15 protein-coding genes and 1 tRNA gene are annotated in these 17404 nt (G+C 60.0%); 9 read left to right on the top strand and 7 right to left on the bottom strand.

Annotated elements, in window-relative coordinates; translation table 11 throughout:
- The first annotated feature begins 11 nt into the window (after positions 1-11).
- A tRNA-Pro gene (locus F3J08_RS05615) sits at positions 12-85 on the top strand.
- A 294-nt stretch (positions 86-379) separates the two neighbouring features.
- On the opposite strand, the gene F3J08_RS05620 is transcribed toward F3J08_RS05615, so the two are convergent.
- The 3 genes from F3J08_RS05620 to F3J08_RS05630 form a co-directional block, all read right to left on the bottom strand.
- Positions 380-1528, bottom strand: coding sequence for an AI-2E family transporter (locus F3J08_RS05620; RefSeq protein ID WP_370458681.1), 1149 nt, complete (start codon positions 1526-1528; stop codon positions 380-382).
- Between the two features lie 194 nt (positions 1529-1722).
- Positions 1723-2073 (bottom strand): DUF3574 domain-containing protein, encoded by a 351-nt coding sequence (locus tag F3J08_RS05625; RefSeq protein ID WP_166928759.1) that lies wholly within the window; start codon positions 2071-2073, stop codon positions 1723-1725.
- Between the two features lie 197 nt (positions 2074-2270).
- The gene (locus F3J08_RS05630; protein WP_166928760.1) at positions 2271-3107 is read right to left on the bottom strand and encodes an NUDIX domain-containing protein; all 837 of its coding nucleotides are present in this window, start codon (positions 3105-3107) and stop codon (positions 2271-2273) included.
- 89 nt (positions 3108-3196) lie between these two features.
- Between F3J08_RS05630 and F3J08_RS05635 the strand changes: the two genes are divergently transcribed.
- From F3J08_RS05635 to fusA, 4 genes are all read left to right on the top strand, one after another.
- A complete protein-coding gene (locus F3J08_RS05635; RefSeq protein ID WP_166928761.1) occupies positions 3197-5002 on the top strand; it encodes an ABC transporter ATP-binding protein/permease in 1806 nt (601 codons plus the stop codon).
- Between the two features lie 64 nt (positions 5003-5066).
- On the top strand, positions 5067-5411 hold the full coding sequence (locus F3J08_RS05640) for a hypothetical protein (protein WP_205206823.1): 345 nt from the start codon (positions 5067-5069) through the stop codon (positions 5409-5411).
- 120 nt (positions 5412-5531) lie between these two features.
- Positions 5532-5834, top strand: coding sequence for a 50S ribosomal protein L28 (gene rpmB / locus F3J08_RS05645; protein WP_023977516.1), 303 nt, complete (start codon positions 5532-5534; stop codon positions 5832-5834).
- A gap of 236 nt (positions 5835-6070) precedes the next feature.
- Positions 6071-8176 (top strand): elongation factor G, encoded by a 2106-nt coding sequence (gene fusA, locus F3J08_RS05650; RefSeq protein WP_023977515.1) that lies wholly within the window; start codon positions 6071-6073, stop codon positions 8174-8176.
- Between the two features lie 205 nt (positions 8177-8381).
- Here the strand turns inward: fusA and F3J08_RS05655 are convergent, their stop codons facing one another.
- The gene (locus F3J08_RS05655; RefSeq protein WP_166928762.1) at positions 8382-8978 is read right to left on the bottom strand and encodes a hypothetical protein; all 597 of its coding nucleotides are present in this window, start codon (positions 8976-8978) and stop codon (positions 8382-8384) included.
- Between the two features lie 100 nt (positions 8979-9078).
- Between F3J08_RS05655 and F3J08_RS05660 the strand changes: the two genes are divergently transcribed.
- The 4 genes from F3J08_RS05660 (at position 9079) to F3J08_RS05675 (ending at position 13495) form a co-directional block, all read left to right on the top strand.
- Positions 9079-9675: a TetR/AcrR family transcriptional regulator gene (locus F3J08_RS05660; protein WP_166928763.1), complete on the top strand. Its 597-nt coding sequence runs from the start codon at positions 9079-9081 to the stop codon at positions 9673-9675.
- A gap of 230 nt (positions 9676-9905) precedes the next feature.
- Entirely contained in the window at positions 9906-11462 is a 1557-nt protein-coding gene (locus tag F3J08_RS05665) for a sugar ABC transporter ATP-binding protein (protein ID WP_166928764.1), read from the top strand.
- 12 nt (positions 11463-11474) lie between these two features.
- Positions 11475-12494, top strand: a complete 1020-nt coding sequence (locus F3J08_RS05670) for an ABC transporter permease subunit (protein ID WP_023977511.1) — start codon at positions 11475-11477, stop codon at positions 12492-12494.
- A 59-nt stretch (positions 12495-12553) separates the two neighbouring features.
- Positions 12554-13495: an ABC transporter substrate-binding protein gene (locus F3J08_RS05675; RefSeq protein ID WP_023977510.1), complete on the top strand. Its 942-nt coding sequence runs from the start codon at positions 12554-12556 to the stop codon at positions 13493-13495.
- A gap of 48 nt (positions 13496-13543) precedes the next feature.
- Here the strand turns inward: F3J08_RS05675 and F3J08_RS05680 are convergent, their stop codons facing one another.
- From F3J08_RS05680 to F3J08_RS05690, 3 genes are all read right to left on the bottom strand, one after another.
- Positions 13544-13801, bottom strand: a complete 258-nt coding sequence (locus F3J08_RS05680) for a GlsB/YeaQ/YmgE family stress response membrane protein (protein WP_122039212.1) — start codon at positions 13799-13801, stop codon at positions 13544-13546.
- Positions 13802-13899: 98 nt separating this feature from the next.
- Positions 13900-14229 (bottom strand): hypothetical protein, encoded by a 330-nt coding sequence (locus F3J08_RS05685; protein ID WP_166928765.1) that lies wholly within the window; start codon positions 14227-14229, stop codon positions 13900-13902.
- A 175-nt stretch (positions 14230-14404) separates the two neighbouring features.
- On the bottom strand, positions 14405-17158 hold the full coding sequence (locus F3J08_RS05690; protein WP_166928974.1) for a phosphoenolpyruvate carboxylase: 2754 nt from the start codon (positions 17156-17158) through the stop codon (positions 14405-14407).
- Between the last annotated feature and the right edge of the window lie 246 nt (positions 17159-17404).

Consider the following 17404-nt stretch of genomic DNA (forward strand, 5'->3'; position numbering starts at 1 on the left):
CGCAGGACTGACGGGCAGTAGCGCAGCCTGGTAGCGCATCAGTCTGGGGGACTGGGGGTCGTGGGTTCGAATCCCGCCTGCCCGATATCGTCCTGTCCTGCGGTACTTTCCCATAAAATATCCTGTTGCATTCAGCCTTTGAGCTTCTCACGCGTTCGAGATGCCGGTCTGAACATGTCGAGTTATGTGGCCATAGTCGAGCTGGATCGCTCCGCCTCCCGGGGTTCTTTGATAGTCCTGTGTCTCAGGGGGCTGCCATATGAGGCCCGGTTTCAGGTCAGTCCAGCGTGGTCCGAAGCAGATCCTGGACAATTGGTGCCTGATCAGGGTCCGGCTCTGTGCCGCCTCATCGGCAGCACAGCAGATCGATAGTAAGGCTTCAGTAAGCCTCATCCTTCAGGACAATTTCTGAATCAGAGCTCCAGATTCGCCAGAGCAGGTGAACGGCCGCCATAATGGCCGGTCCGAGGAACAGGCCCAGCAGGCCCCAGGTTTCCACACCGCCAAGAATGCCCAGAAGTACCCAGAGGAATGGCATTTGCGTGCTGCCGCCAATCAGGGCAGGGCGGATGAAGTGGTCGGCCACAAAGATAACAATGGCGCCCAGCGCGACGATCACGATCCCCGCGATCATCTTGCCCTGAACGATGACCAGGAGTGCTGCCAGCACGACTGTAGGCAAGCCGAGAAACGGGATCATGGCGGCAACCCCGGTCAGCAGTGCGAAAAGCAGCGGTTGCGGCGTATCGGTCAACACATAGGCCACGCCCATCACCAGCCCCTCACCAAGCCCAACCAGAACCAGCCCTGCGACTGTTCCGTGCACGGATGAGATCATCTGACGGGCGAGCTTCTCGCCGCGTTGGCCGAATGTGCGGTTGGAAACGACCAGAACGCGATGGATGATATCTGCGCCATCACGGAGCAGGAAGAACAGGGTCAGGATGGAGAAAAGAAACAGCGTGGCCCTTTTGGCTACTTGTGTCGTGACCTGACGGGTTACGGCCATGCCGTGATTGGCATCGACCGAATGGAACAATCTGTTCAGATGCTCGGGGTTGACCAGATTGTTCTGCCACCATCGCGCGACCTGAGCCCGCTCGAAGGGCAGATCGTTCAGCCATTCCGGCATGGGTATGCCTGTGTGACGGACCTCATCGATCCAGTGGAGGGCACTTTGCGCTTCCTCGGCCGCCTTGTATCCGACCAGACTGAGCGGGATCAGGAAGATGAGTGCAATTGCCGCTGTGAAAAGCATAGGGAGCCACTCGGTGCGGCCAAACCGTGCCTCTGTTCGCTTGTAGAGCGGCCAGGACGCAATGGCGAAAACACATCCCCACAGCAGCGCCGGCAGAAAATTCTTGAGCGTGAAGAGTGCGAGCGCAATGAAGAAAAACCCGAGGAGGCCGCGTGAGCGTCTTTGTCCCCGGCCGACCGGTGATCCTGTCACAGTCTCTTCCGGAAGATCGTCCTCTGCCGCACAGTCCTGACCCTTGTTGCTGGCTCGGGTCGGACTGTTTGGTGGCATGGCGTTCTGGTCGGTCATCATTGTCCTCAACCTCGGCGTACCGCCTCGGATTTAATATTTGGGCATGACAGCACGGCGTGATGCCTCGCGAGGGGTCATTCCGCGCCGTGGTCCTGCGAGTCATTACCGGCAAGTCCTGCCTGCGCGTCAATAACGCAGTTTGGACGCGGGTGTTCTAGGGTTCGGGTGAGCCTTCAGAAAGAGGCGCAGCCCGAGTGGATGAACGCGCCGACCGATTGCTGGTTGAAACGTTTCCTGTAGGAGGCACGAATAGCGGCGAGAGCAGGGGCAAGCGTCGCTGTTTTTGGTGTAAGGATCCATACCAGCCGGGCTGGCTCATGTGTTACAGGGCCGCCGGGCTCGTCTTGCCACTGCCCTTGTGCCTCGACAACGGAGAGCCCCGCAGGAAAACGGGGCGTGACTTCCCGCGCCAGGAAATCGGACCATTCAGATGGCGTAATGGCCCGACCGCCTGGTTCGGTGAGGCCGAAAGCCAGGGTTATGGAGAGCATCTCGCGGCTGTTGGTCAGAATGTTCTGGGCCATGCAGGCAGAGATCGGCAGGACTGGCCTGCCGGGTGAGGGCGAACTACATCCGGCTAGCCCTGTCAGGATACCCAGCAGCGCCAAATGACTGCGAGGAGCAGCCCGTCTCGGCGCGGGCGAACCGTGACCCAACTCGTTTCTCAGAGGCGACAGTCCGAGATGTCGGAGCATGGAAGCGGGGCGCATCGCTTTCGACGTCAGCGCTGATCGAGGGCGCGACGCAAAAAAGCGCTGTCAGCCTCGGAAAACAGGCCGCGACGGATAAACAGGTCGATCAACACCAGATTGACGTTGAACTTGATGTCGTTGGTGTCGCGCACCAGACGAAACACGGTGTCTATGGGCATGAGTTCGAAAAAGGCGACTTCGCCATCGACGGGCTGCGGAATGAAATCCTCAGGCAGGGTGAGGTCATAGCAGAAGAGCGTATCCTGACGCAGTCCTTCCGGGCGTGCCATGGCGTAGCGCAGTGTCGCTACCGGATGCGCCCTGGAAGCCAGTTCAGGTGGAATAGCGGCTTCCTCCCCCGCTTCCTTGATGAGCGCCTCAAGCGGGGTTAGGCCAGTGCAGATGCCGCCCGCAGCAAGGTGATCAAGCTTGCCGGGGTCGAGGCGCTTGTTCTGCGCTCTATGGCCCATCCAGAGATAAAGACCGTCTGCTTTCTCGACCAGACCGTTCAGATGCACGCCAGCCGCCGTGCAGCCGAGGAGGGGCAGGGCCCCGCGATCGATCTGGCCAATGACCTCGCCGCCCTCGTCGAACACGTCAAAGAGCTCGTGATGAGGTCTGTAAAGCCCCCTATCAGCCAATTCGCCCCCCAGAGGCTGGAGGGCGTCGCCATCGGGCACACGAAAGATCTCATGCCCCCTATCTTCGGAGGCATAGCCGAGGGCGGTTAGAGCCTCGAAAACCTTCGGATCGGCAAGGCCGAAGCGCCTGTCTCCAGCCAGTACGGGCCGCCGCCCGCCGGGCAGAATGGCGGTCTGGCAGCTTTTGATGTGGTCGAGAAACGGGGCGAGGCTGTCTGAAGTCATGAAAGGCGCAACTCTCTTGTCTGAAAGACAACGATATCGCGTATCACCGTTCGATTGCAAAACGCCGGGCGCATGCTCAGGTTGGGCCCATGAACCTTCCTCCTTCCCGTCCTGTGGGCCGCCCTCTCGCCCTGCCTCTGGCCTTGTCGAGCCTTTTGCGTGCCTGGCGTCTCGTCCTGTCACACGACATACGATTCTTCCGTATCGGGATGGGGCTCACTCTGGCGCTGCTGGTTGCCGAGCGTCTTTGTATTCTGGGCACGCCCTACATGTTCAGTCGTCTTGTCGCGCATTATGCGACGGCGGATCTACGCGTGGTCGTGCCGGCCGGGCTTATACTGGGCTATGGCGGGCTGATTTTCTTCCGCAGTGTGTTTTCTGCCCTGCAGGAGCTTGTGTATCAGCCCGTTGGGCAGCGTTTGCAGGCGCTGACCGCGCAGGCGGCGTTTCGTCACCTGCTGGACCTGCCATATCGCTTCCATCGTGACCGTCAGACCGGTGCCCTGACCCGCGCGATCGAGCGGGGATCGGAGGCAGCCGATACGCTTTTGCGGCTTGCGCTGTTCAACATCCTGCCGGCCATTCTCGACACCGGGCTGACAGTGGCGGTTGTCTTTCATTTTCTTGGCGGGCGCTATGCCTGCGTCATTCTTGTCGCGTTGCTCAGCTATATCATTCTGGCGCAATGGTTCGTTCGCCAGCGGGTCCGTGCCCGGCGTCAGCGTAACGAGGCCAATGGCAAAGCCCAGCATTTCCTTCTCGATTCCCTGCTGAATTTCGAGGCTGTGCGTCATTTCGCCAATGAGCCGCATGAATATGCCCGGTATGAGCAGGCACGGCGTGAGCAGGAGAAGGCAAGCCTGCGCATGACATTTGTTGCAGGCTTATCCTCCGTCAGTCAGAACGCCATGATCGCCTTGGCCACATTGGCGATTTTTTTCATGGCCGGGCGGGATCTGGCGACGGGCAGGCTCGATGTGGCGGCGTTCGTGCTGATCGGCACCTATCTGCGCACCCTTTATCAGGCCATCATCTCGCTCAACCTCGTTTATGCGGGCTGGCGCAATGCCTGTGTTGATCTGGAGCATCTGACCGATCTCATGGACGAAGCCCCACGTCCTGCACTGCCTGTGCCGGAACGCGAAGGTGAAGCGGCGATGGAACCTGCCTCGCTCGTGTTCCAGAATGTCAGTTTCGACTATGACGGACGCGAGATCCTGCATGCCCTGTCGTTCCGGGCAGGGCCGGGGGAGACCATTGCCCTGGTCGGTCCGACCGGGGCCGGAAAATCGACAATTGCGCGCCTCATTCTTGGTGCCTATGCGCCAGCCAGCGGTCAGATCCTGCTCGATGGCCGGGATCTTGCCTCCATACCGCCAGTCGCCCTGCACAGGATGATCGGTGTGGTGCCTCAGGACACGCAACTCTTCAACGATACGATCGGCTACAACATTGCTTATGGCCAGCTCGATGCCACGCAGGCGGAAATCGAGGAGGCGGCACGTCTGGCCCAGATCCATGATTTCATCGAAGGGCTTGAGAACGGATATGAGACGCTTGTCGGTGAGCGCGGGCTGAAACTCTCGGGGGGCGAGCGACAGCGCATTGCTCTGGCACGTATCATCCTGCGCAAGCCGAGGCTTCTTCTGCTGGACGAGGCAACGAGTGCACTGGATACGGGCACCGAACTGCGGCTTATGGACGCCCTGCGCCGCGTGACGTCGCGCCAGACGACCATTGCCATTGCCCATCGTCTCTCCACCATACGCCACGCGACGCGCATACTGGTTATCGAGGCAGGCAGGATCGTCGAGGAAGGCACACACGAGAGCTTGATGGCCCGTCAGGGGGCTTATTTCGATATGGTGTCCAACCAATCCGGGCCAGAGGCCTAGTTTTCCCGGGCGGCCTTCCCTACGTGAGGGGCAAGGATACGAAGCAACCACAAGGAGAACGCCCATGACCAAGCCGGCTGATGACCTCGCCCAGGATTTCCACCCCGATCAGGCCGTGGAAGAGGATATTCGCGAACAGGCGGCTCATGAAGTATCGGGTGACCCGGAAGGCGTGGAGATTCCTGAGGAGCTTCGTCAGTGCGGCGTCGTGATCGACAAGGCGATCGGCTATCTGGTCGAGCAGAACCTGCCGACCGAACTCATCGCGTCGGCGCTGCTTGGCGGATCGATGGGCGTGCTGGCGCGGACAACCGATGCCGAAACGATGGTTCGCATGCTTCAGACGGCCATAGACAGCGTCCGATCGGGCGAACTGCTCTGTGCGGACGCCTTTTCCGACGGCGAATGACCGGTTTGGGTCGCTTTCGGCTTGACGGGAGCGGGGGGCTCCGTCATAAGCCGCGCCTTAACGCATCGTCGTATGCCGGGAGTGGTCTCGGCGATCATATTACTACCGAGGATCAAGTCCATGTCACGCCGCTGCCAAATCACGGGCAAGGGTGTGCTGACGGGCAACAACGTCAGCCACGCCAACAACAAGACCCGTCGCCGTTTCCTGCCCAACCTGCAGGAAATCACCCTTCTGTCCGACATTCTGGGCACGGGCGTTCGTCTGCGTCTCTCCACGCAGGGCATCCGTACGGTTGAGCATAATGGCGGTCTGGACTCGTTCCTGATCAGCACGCCGAACCGCAAGCTCCCGGTCGAGGCTCAGGTCATCAAGCGCCGCATCCTGCGCGCTCAGGAAAGCAAGGCCGCTCAGACCGCCTGAGCCTGACGGCGCCAGCCTGACGCTTCGGCGGAAAAGGCTGGCTGCAACAAAATTGGCCTTGAAAACGTGGTCGGGTTGTTTCATTCAGCCTCTCGATCACAAGGCCCACTTGGTCGGTCCGGCTTCGACGTATTTCTTACCGGGTTTCTTCGGAAAAAGCGTCGATCTGTGACGGCCACGGCAAAGGTGTTTCGGGGCGGCCTGAAGCACCTTTCATCGCATTCTGGAGGTATCCCGTGTCCGAAAGCAGCGTCGCAGAAGCCAAATCGGCTCTCTCGAAGATCCGCAATATCGGTATCACCGCGCATATTGATGCCGGCAAGACCACGACGACCGAGCGTATTCTGTACTACACCGGCGTGTCGCATCGCATTGGTGAAGTGCATGACGGCAACACGACCACCGACTACATGGCGCAGGAACGTGAGCGTGGCATCACGATCACCTCGGCAGCCGTGACCTGCGAGTGGGAAAACCACCGCATCAACATCATCGACACCCCGGGCCACATCGACTTCAACATCGAAGTGAACCGTTCGCTGCGCGTGCTCGACGGCGCCATCTTCATCATCGAAGGCGTTGCCGGTGTTCAGCCGCAGTCGGAAACCAACTGGCGTCTGGCTGACCGCTATAACGTTCCGCGCGTCATTTTCATCAACAAGCTCGATCGTACCGGTGCCGATTTCTATCGCGCATTCGACACGCTGAAGGAAAAGCTCGACATCGTCGCTATTCCGCTTCAGCTGCCGATCGGCATTGAAGAAAACTTTGTTGGCGTGGTCGACCTGGTCGAAATGCGCGCCATCATCTGGGAAGGCGGCGAGCTGGGCGCGAAGTTCCACTATGCCGAGATCCCCGATGACCTGAAGGAAAAGGCAGCTGAAGCCCGCCAGAACCTTCTGGACACCGCGCTGAGCGTTGATGAAGCCGCTATCGAAGAATACTTCGAGAAGGGCGATGTCGATGTCGCAACGCTGAAGAAGTGCATCAAGAAGGGCGCCATCTCCGGCGTGTTCCGTCCCGTCCTGTGCGGCACGGCCTTCAAGAACAAGGGCGTTCAGCCGCTCCTCGATGCCGTTATCGATTACCTGCCGGCTCCTGACGAAGTCGAAGGCATCCGTATCGCGCCGCCGGAAGGCGAAGAGGTTGACGAGAACTTCCTGCCGATCGTGCCGGTCGACCCCGATGGCAAGTTCGCTGGTCTCGCGTTCAAGATCATCTCGGACAAGTACGGCACCCTGACCTTCGTGCGCGTCTATCGCGGCGTCCTGAAGTCGGGCGATACCGTGCTGAACACGACCAAGGGCCACAAGGAACGCGTGGGCCGCATGTTCCAGATGCACGCTGACAAGCGTGAGGAAGTCAAGCAGGTCGGCGCTGGTGATATTGCTGCTTTCGTGGGTCTGAAGGACACCCAGACGGGTGACACCCTGGCCGACGCTGCCGATCCGGTTGTTCTGGAGCGCATGCAGTTCCCGGTTCCGGTGATCGACATCTCGGTCGAGCCGAAGACCAAGGACGGCGTTGAGAAGATGACGCTGGCCCTGCAGAAGCTGGCCGCTGAAGATCCCTCGCTGCAGCTCAAGACCGATCAGGAAACGGGTCAGACCATCCTGTCCGGCATGGGCGAGCTGCATCTGGACATCATCGTGGACCGTCTGCGTCGTGAATACGGCGTCGAAGCCAATGTCGGTGCGCCTCAGGTGGCCTATCGTGAGACGATCTCGCGTGCCCACACCGAGACCTACACCCACAAGAAGCAGTCCGGTGGTTCGGGTCAGTACGCTGAAGTCAAGATCGAGTTCGTGCCTGTCGAGCGTAACGAAGGCATCAGCTTCGAGAACAAGGTCGTTGGCGGTACGGTTCCGAAGGAATACATCCCGGCTGTCGAAAAGGGCATCCGCATGCAGTCCTCGACGGGCGTGCTGGCTGGCTTCCCGACGGTGGACTTCAAGTTCACGCTGCTTGACGGCAAGTACCATGACGTCGACTCGTCGGCTCTCGCCTTCGAAATCGCCGCCAAGGCCTGCTTCCGTGAAGGCATGAAGAATGCCGGCCCCGTGATCCTTGAGCCGATCATGGACGTCGAAATCACGACCCCGAACGATCACGTTGGTGACGTGGTAGGCGACCTTAACCGTCGTCGTGGCATCATCCAGAGCCAGGAGACGGCCGGTTCGACCGTCATGATCCGCGCTCAGGTGCCGCTGAAGGAAATGTTCGGCTACATCTCGCATCTGCGTTCGGCCACCAAGGGCCGCGCGTCGTTCACGATGCAGTTCCATCACTATGATCCGGTGCCGCGCAACGTGGCCGACGAGATCATGGCGAAGAGCGCCTGATCCCTCGGGTTCAGTCTCGGAACACGGAAAAGCCGCCCTTCGGGGCGGCTTTTTTCGTTTTGGGCAATTGTGCGCAAGGGGGGCGTATCTGGGATGGTGATGGTGCAGGAGGTGCGAAACCCCTGCAAGGCCGTGCGTGAGGAGGGGCGCTTCTACCCGCCGCCGCAGCTCACAAGCACCGGCGATGTATCCGGCCTCAATCCAATCAGAGGGCAGGGTGGGCACGCTGGTAGAGGCGATAAAGTGCCGGACCACGAAAGCTGAGCAGGATCATGATGAGCAGGCTAAGTTTCAGCCCGATCTGTTCTGCAAGCACGTCCTGAGGCTGCAAGGACATCAGAAGCAGTGTCAGGGCACGCAGGCTGAAATACCCAGCCCAGATGAGGGTGTAGAGACGGAAGAACCGCAGAAGAGTGGGATTGCCACGATCGAGCATCTGGCCCGTGCGCTGCTCTGCCAGCAGCTGGATCATGGGCACACGCCAGGAACTCCCCAACAAGAAGAGGGCTGCGAGCAGTGTGGCGCAGAGGGCCGCGAAGATATCCGGGGAAAGCTGCGCACGCAGCGTCATATCCATGATGCCGAATCCCAGAGCCGTACCACTCAAGGCCAGCCACAGACGATCGAATGGAACAGAAGCACGCCAACGGCGAAAGGCGCTCGCGCCAATCACAGCACAACAGGCGGGAAAGGCGTATGCTTCAACATGAAACCATTCGCCACCCCAGATCAGGGCGAGGGCACCCAATTCGGCGAGGAGCGCTCGGAGGGGTAAACGATGCGCATCTCTCAGATAAGCCATTAATCTGTTTCCCTTGTAATCTTTTCCATAAAAAGATTGCCTTTATATGAGACGTAATGTCAAACTTTTCCTTGTAAAGATGTGACAGGGGGGGGATCTCATGACCCAATATGTGGAGAATTATCATCACGGCGATCTTGCCAAGGCGCTGATACGGGCGGCGCGGGTCGTTATCCAGCGCGATGGTATTGAGGCCCTGACCCTGCGCGCTGTCACGCGGGAGGTTGGCGTCTCCGCCACCGCTGCCGTGCCACATTTCGGCAACCTGACCGGATTGCGCTCAGCCCTTGCGGCCGAAGGGTATGAGGCTCTTGCCCATGTCCTGACTCAGGCCATGTCGGGATCGCCCCGGGTGAACGCTCATGCTGTCGGTATGGCCTATATCGGTTTTGCCCTGGAAAATCCGGACCTGTTTCGGTTGATGTTTCGCCGTGCCTTGCTTGATTACACGCTACCAAATCTTGCACAGGCGTCATCGCGCGCTTTTGCCACTCTGCGTGGACTCGCAGGCAGGGAAGAATCTTACCCTGATTCGACGGATGCCATGCCCCGCATGGCGGGGCTATGGGCGCGCGTTCACGGCCTCTCGCTCCTGGCGATAGACGGGATGTTCGACCCGTTCCTCCATGGTGCTGACCCCGGAGTGCTTTCTCTCTTTTTGAGCAAGGCGCTCGGTGAGGGTCAGCCTGATTCGTGAGATTCCGTGATCGGATGCCGTCGTTTCATGATGCAGAAAGGCCGGCCATGGCACAGCCCATATTGTGATTTATAACATGGACAGGATTTAACCATCACATATCCGTTATAAAACCGAAGATTGCAAAAACATTATATAAATTTAACAAAATATCTGCTTCTCTCTCGTCAGGCAGAGGGACGCGCAAGGACCCGTCCGGCTGCCAGCGTTTAATCCGGGAGACTGGTCCCATGACACTGGCCCAACACATTTCGTGTGACACGCATGGCGGCGCGCCGCTTCTGCAGGTCGAGGGTATTTCCAAAACATTCTCGGGAGTGAAGGTTCTCAAGGATGTTTCGCTGGTCGCTTATGGCGGCGAGATTCTGGCGCTCATGGGAGAGAACGGGGCCGGTAAATCCACCCTGATGAAAATCCTTTCCGGTGCCTATACGGCAGACCCGGGCGGCGAGATCCGCATTGCAGGCGAGACAGCCAGAATTACGAATCCAGGCTCAGCGCGGGCGCTTGGAATTGGCATCATCTATCAGGAACTGGCGCTCGCGCCGAACCTGACCGTTGCCGAGAACATCCATCTGGGTTCTGAACTGCGCAAGAACGGCATGATCGACCGCGCCGCCATGAACGAGGCCTGTCGGGGTCTGCTCAAGGAGCTTGGGGCGCCTTTCGGGCCGGAAGACAGGCTGTCGACAATGTCGGTGGCCGAGCAGCAGCTTGTCGAGATCGCCCGCGCGCTGCATCGCGATGCCCGTATTCTTGTGTTGGACGAGCCCACCACGGCCCTTTCAGCCCGTGAGACGGATCGTCTGTTTGCGCTCATTCGTCAGCTTCGGGCGAAGGGGCTGGCGCTGATCTATATCAGCCACCGCATGGACGAGATTGACGAGCTGGCAGATCGGGTTTCGGTGCTCCGCGATGGTGCCCATGTCGGCACGCTCGAAAAGCACGAGCTCTCTTCCGGCCGCATCGTCAGCCTGATGGTCGGGCGTGATCTGTCGAGCTTTTACGAAAAAGACGGCAATCACATTCGACACGATGCTGCACCCATTCTGAAGGTCGAGGGGCTGACGGATGGCAAGCGCGTGCAGCCGACCAGTTTCGATCTGCGGCCCGGTGAAGTACTCGGCATCGCCGGACTCGTGGGGGCAGGGCGTACCGAACTTGCACGCCTGATTTTCGGTGCGGATCAGAAAACCGGCGGCACAGTATGGCTCGACTCCCGCAAGATCGACATCCGCTCGCCGCGCGACGCGCTGGCGGCGGGCATTGCGTATCTCACGGAAGATCGCAAGGCGCTCGGGCTTTTTCTGGATATGTCGTGCAGCGGCAACATCAATCTTGGCGTGGTCGAGCGTGACTCCCGCATGGGCGTGCTCGATCAGGGCAAGGGCCGCACACGCGCAACCGGGTCGTTCTCTGCCCTGCGGATCAAGGCGCAGAACATGCTCACAAATGTGGGGGGGCTGTCGGGTGGCAACCAGCAGAAGGTCCTGCTTGGCCGCCTGCTCGAAACCGGCCCCAAGGTTCTGATTCTCGACGAGCCGACACGCGGCGTCGATATTGGGGCCAAGACTGAAATATACCGCATCATCAACGATCTGGCTGCCCAGGGTCTCGGGATCATCGTCATCTCCAGTGAGATGGCCGAGATTATCGGTGTCAGTGATCGGGTTCTTGTCATGCGCGAAGGTCACATGACCGGTGAACTTGAAGGCAAGGCCATCACGCAGGAGGCCATCATGTCTCTCGCTGTCGGGCTCGTCTCCCCCTCGCCAATCGCCGCCTAGGATATCATCTCCATGAGCAACACTCTCAACCCGGCGGTGGCGGCCTCACCAGCTGCCCAGCTGAACGCACGCGCCACCACGCGCAGCATCCTTCAGGCAGCGGGCATGCTGCCTGTGCTGATCCTTCTCGCGCTGGGCTTCCATTTCCTGGGTGGTCATCGCTTCCTGTCCGGCCAGAACCTTTCCATCATTGCCCAGCAGGCCTCAATCAACACCGTGCTGGCCTCAGGCATGACCTTTGTCATCCTGACAGGTGGTATCGATCTGTCTGTCGGGTCGATCCTCGCCTTCGCCGCCATGTGCGGACTGATCGTCTCGCTCATGCCGCATCTGGCCTGGCTTGCCGTGCCCGCCTGCCTTGGTGCCGGGCTTCTGATCGGCGTGTTCAACGGTGCGCTGATTGCAGGTGTGAAGATACCGCCTTTCATCGTCACCCTTGGTACGCTTACCGCTGTGCGCGGCCTTGCCCGCCTGATGGGCAATGACCGCACGATCTTCAACCCCGATCTCTCCTTTGCATGGATCGGTAATGACGGCATCGCCATCACCTCGACCTTCACCATTCCCTGGTTGGCAGTGATTGCCTTTGCCGTCGTGGTGGCAAGCTGGTTCATCCTGCGTCGCACGGTGCTGGGTGTGCATATCTACGCGATTGGCGGCAATCCGTCCGCTGCGCGTCTGGCCGGTATTCGTGTCGGTCTGGTTCTCATGTTCGTCTATGCGGCTTCGGGCCTTCTGGCCGGGCTGGGTGCAGTCATGTCGTCGGCGCGTCTCTACGCAGCGAACGGCCTGCAACTCGGTCAATCCTATGAGCTCGACGCAATTGCCGCAGTCATTCTGGGTGGAACCTCTTTCGTGGGCGGTATCGGTTCAATCTGGGGCACGCTTGTCGGTGCTCTCCTGATTGCCGTGCTCACCAACGGGCTCATCCTGATTGGCGTCTCCGATATCTGGCAGTTCATCGTCAAGGGTCTGGTCATCATCGTGGCCGTGGCACTCGACAGGTTCCGTGCACCGACAGCCCGCACCTGAGCCGCCATATATTCCACCGGTTCCAGAGTTTGTTTCTCTTCCGTTTCGGATTTTTCAAGATGATCACTCGTACGAAATTCTTCCTCGGTGCTCTCGCTCTCTCCACCGTTCTGGCGGCGCCCGCGGCACGGGCTGATGGCATCAGCAATGTCGGTGTCTCTGTCGGCTCGCTCGGCAATCCCTACTTCGTGGCGCTGGTAAAGGGCGCCACCACACAGCTCAAGAGCATCGCCCCGAGCGCCAGCATCAATGCGTTGTCGGCTGATTACGATCTCAACAAGCAGTTTTCGCAGATGGACAGTTTCGTCACCTCGGGCGTCAACCTGATCCTGCTCAATGGTGTGGATCCGCAGGCCGTCATGCCCGCCGTCAAACGTGTGCAGAAGGCCGGTGCGACCGTCATTGCGGTTGACGTGGCCTCGGCGGGTGTCGATGGCACGGTTCAGACAGATAACGTTGCCGCTGGGCGCATCTCCTGCGAGTATCTGGCCAAGAAAATCGACGGCAAGGGCGAGGTCGCTATTGAAAACGGCCCGCAGGTTTCGTCGATTATTGATCGTGTGAAGGGGTGCAAGGAGGTTCTCGCGAAGTACCCTGATATCAAGATCGTCAGCGACGACCAGAATGGTGGTGCCGAGCGCGATCTCGGATTCAAGGTGATGCAGGGCTTCCTGGTGCGCTTCCCGAACCTGAAGGGTGTGTTCGCCATCAATGACCCCGAGGCAATCGGTGGCGATCTGGCCATTCGCCAGGCCCATCGTCAGGGTATTGTCGTCACCTCTGTCGACGGTGCGCCCGATATCGTTTCGTCGCTCAAGGACCCGCGCTCGTCGGTGGTGGCCTCGGCCAGCCAGGACCCTTACCAGATGGGCAAGGACGGCGTGGCGATGGGGCAGGCCATCAAGGATGGCAAGGTTGCCAAGGGTACAGTGCGCCTGATGCCGCCAACCCTGATCACGCGTGACAATGTTGGCAGCTACAAGGGCTGGACTGGCGAGTAAATCGCCTTGCAGCTATCCCCCCGGTGCTGAGGCATCGGGGGGATTTTTTCAGTTCTGCTGGTTGTTGGCCACGAACAGGCGATAGATCAGCAGAAGGATCATGGCGCCGAATACGGACGCAACAAAACCGGCAGGCTGACCGGGATGATAGAAATGCAGCTTCTGGCCGATCCAGCTCGCCAGCAGCGCACCAGCCACGCCAAGAAAGATCGTGATGATAAAACCACCCGGGTCACGGCCGGGCATCAGAAATTTCGCGATCAGTCCCACAAAGAAACCGACAATCAGTGTCCAGATCAGATGCATGTCATCTCCTTGATTGGATAGGATAATCTATCACGTTGCCGTGATTATCACGAAGCGTTCGTCATGACACGTGCCACTTGCGTCGCAAGGGCGACAGGTCAATGCGCTGCGTTGAGCGCCCAGCAGCGCGATGTCGGAATATTCTGGTCATTGCGCAGGTCCGGGGGTGTGAGCGCACATAACACCACGTGGCCGCGCTGGCTCAGCGTCAGGACGAGTTCCGGCCCGGTTTGTGTCGTTGTGGTGATGGCATACCCCTGGTCGAGCAGGGAGGCGAGAGAGGCGGCGAGCGGCTTCATCGTTGTCGGCACGGCAGGGGCGGAATAGGGTGATTTCACCCCGGACTCAGGAAGAATGCCCGTTGTCTCTGCGGCCTGTGCGATGCCGGGTGCGGCAAGTGCTAGAATCAGAGCAGTGTATCGTATCATGATCTGTCTTCTCCTCTCCAAGATGCGGGCCGACTGGGCGCCGCTTCAGACAAGGGGCGCAAGATGCGCCGCACAGGTCATGAACGATGGCAGGACGGGTTTTGTTCAGCCATCGCGCCTGACTATGCAGTCCAGCCCCCTACAAGAGCGGGATGGACTGCATGGGAAGACCGACTTAACCGAACGACCCATTGGCATGCATGACCGCCACGCTGATTTCACGCAGCAGGGCAAACAGGCGTGCCATCGGGGCAAAGATTTCCTCATGCTCGCGCGTGAAGCCGTGATCATCACGCGGGCCGCTTGGTTCGTGGAAGTCCAGATCGGTCACGATACCCGCTGATTGCGGGAAGATTTCCGAGAGACGCTTGAGCACGGCAGGAATTTCGAGCTGAAGCACGAGGCGCAGCAGGGTCTCACGATTGATATCGTTACGCGGGCTGAAATACGGGATGCGTGTGGCCAGCAGCCAGATCTGCCCGATCACGGCATGGCGAATGGCGTGCAGCGTACGTTCCTGCGCGCTCATCTTGAGCGTGTGGCTCCAGACGGATTCGAGCGCGATATGGTCAGCCTGGATGCGGCGGAACATAGCTGGCAGGCTGCGCCAGAATTCGAGTCCCTCCAGACCATCGGCGAGAACGAGGTGCTGGCTTCGCTGTTCCTCATTGCGGGCCGAGGCCGCCCGATCGAGCCAGGTGCCGGGGTCAAGCAGGCGTACGATGCCACGCAGGGCACCAATATCCGAATGGGCGGCGGCCTGGCGGGCAAAGTCGAGCGCAAGGCCGAAGCGACGGCTGCTGCGGGCCAGCTTCTCGAATGTTTCCGGGTGGCGTGATGCAGCCGTACCGAAACCCTGCAGCACATTGGTCCACCAGCCGAGCTGCTCGAGAATGGCGTTGTTCGGGATGGCGCGAAGCTGGCTGGGATGGGTGATGCGCGTGACACTGATGCCATCGCCCTGACGGGCCGAGGGGCGTGATCCTGATTTGTCGATCAGTGCCGGACCGAATGCGCCGAGAAGCCCTGCATAACCCGGATCTTCCACAAGGCTGCTCATGTCGAGCGCGATGGTTGAGAAGAAATCAGCAGAGAAATCCGGCTCGTCATAAATCGGATCGCGCGACGTGGAGAGCGGGCGCACGAGATGTTCTGCAAGCGTGGCGATCGTCGAGGCTGCCAGCGGGGCCGTGCCGAACAGGGTATAGCCATCGCCCCCCTGAAAAGCGGCTTCCTCGCGCAGGCGGATACCGGCTTTTGCGAACAGGCCCCGTGTATGATCGGGCGAGAAATAGCTGAGGCGGTCTGACAGGCTGAAGGGGTGTGCCCCGCGACCGATGCTCTCGCCATGGGTGTCGAACAGGACGAGCTCGATATCCTGCATACCGTGCTTTTGCATGAGCGACAGGGTGCGCAGGCGAAGGCGCTCGACGAGGTTCGTCGCAGCAAGCTGGCCGATATAGCGGCCCGAGTCCGAATAGCCGAATTGCAGGCAGAGACGACCGTTATTACGGATATACTGACGCCAATGCGGCGAGCGGAAAGCCTCTTCCAGAATGATCTCACCATGTTCGAGGGCGCTTTGCGTCTCGAAGAGGGGTGAAATCTGGATCTGCGCGTCGCGAATACCCAGCAGACGGGCCAGCCAGAGGGTGGCGAGAAGCGTATAGCCGCTCTCTGTTTCGGCAATCAGGAAGCGTATGGGTGTGGCGCTGTCGATGTGTTTGAGGATCTGCGCCATCGTCATCATGAGACGGCCAGCAGAGGATTGCTCCATCATCACCGCGCCGAAATCGACCGGAATCGGCTCCTTGAGCCCTTCCAGCGCCTCGTTGATCTGTGACAGCACCAGACGGCGGCGTGAGGGGATGGTCGGGTCGTCCTCGATGCCGAGGCGATGGCGCACGACGTTATAGATCTGTGTCGCATTGAGACGCGTGTGGATATGCGCAGCACCAAGGCCATGCGCCATGAAGCCCGAACGTGCGGTCAGCAGGGCACTGCGCTTTTCCCCATCGATAAGCGCCAGAGCCTCATCGAAAAGGGGGCGAAGCGTTTCAGCGGAAATCAGGGCAGATTCGCGTCGGCTTACCAGCGCCTGTGCAAAGGCGGCGATGGCATTGGCGTCGTGATGCTGCTGGTCAGGGCAGGCAGCCTCCTGCTCCTTGACTGCCCCAAGGGCGACGTCGATGCGGGCGACCAGTTGCGAGCACTGCGGCAGGAGGGATTCGAGCTGTGTGCGCAGGCGTTCCAGCTGCGTGCGCTTGAGCGCCAGCCGGATACGCAGCGTGTCCCACCAATGGATATCACTGCGGCCATCTGTATCGAACCCGACCCAGGTTGCCAGAATCAGGGTGCGTATATCGAGCGTGCCGAGCGTGTCGCCCTGATCCGGCCAACGCTTGCTGGCATGATCGAGAATGGCAGCGTTGAAGATGTCGAGGGCATCGCGACCGCGCAATATGGCCGTTAGAGCCAGATTCTGCTCGTGCGCGAGGGTCGGGGCCCCTTCGCGCCGATGGGATTTCAGTTCCGGCAGGCGATGGCTCGGCTCGGTCGCCATTTCGACAATGTGACGATAGACGTTATCGGCCAGTGCGAAGGTGGGATGAGCGGTGAAAACAGCGGCAAAACCGGGACGCGACAGACGCGCAACCAGCGTCTCGACGCTGTCGCAGCTTTCCACGGTCAGGCGCGCAGCCTCGACAAGGCGTGCTGCCGGTGTGGTTTCGTCCTTGAGCCCGACATAGCTACGCAGACGAGCCGCACGCTGCTTCAGATTCGCATCACGCAGGACGCGCACCGCATTTTCAAGCGTGGGGACCGACAGGGCGCCGTCGATCAGTTCATCACCGATCTGGCTCGACAGGGTCTCGATCGGGTCGGGCGCGTGACGCTCATGGGCAGCACGGTCCTGAAGCGCCTGCATCTCGCCGGTGAGACGTTCGGCAAAAGCCGCGCCATCTCGCAGGTCCGGCACGGTTTTCGGATCGGCCTTGCTCTCGGGTTTCGGGGCAGGCGTTCCGGAAGAGGCGTGATGCGGCGCGGTATTGGACAAGGCACTCTCGCTTATGTTCAGTTCACGGACTGCGCCCGGTTTTCCATGCCCCAAGAGTGATGGCAATGGTGGATTGCGGGAGGCGCAGGACTTTTTATCCCGCCGGTGGTAATCGAT

The organism is Asaia sp. As-1742, from assembly GCF_011753235.1.
Classification (GTDB): Bacteria; Pseudomonadota; Alphaproteobacteria; order Acetobacterales; family Acetobacteraceae; genus Asaia; species Asaia bogorensis_B.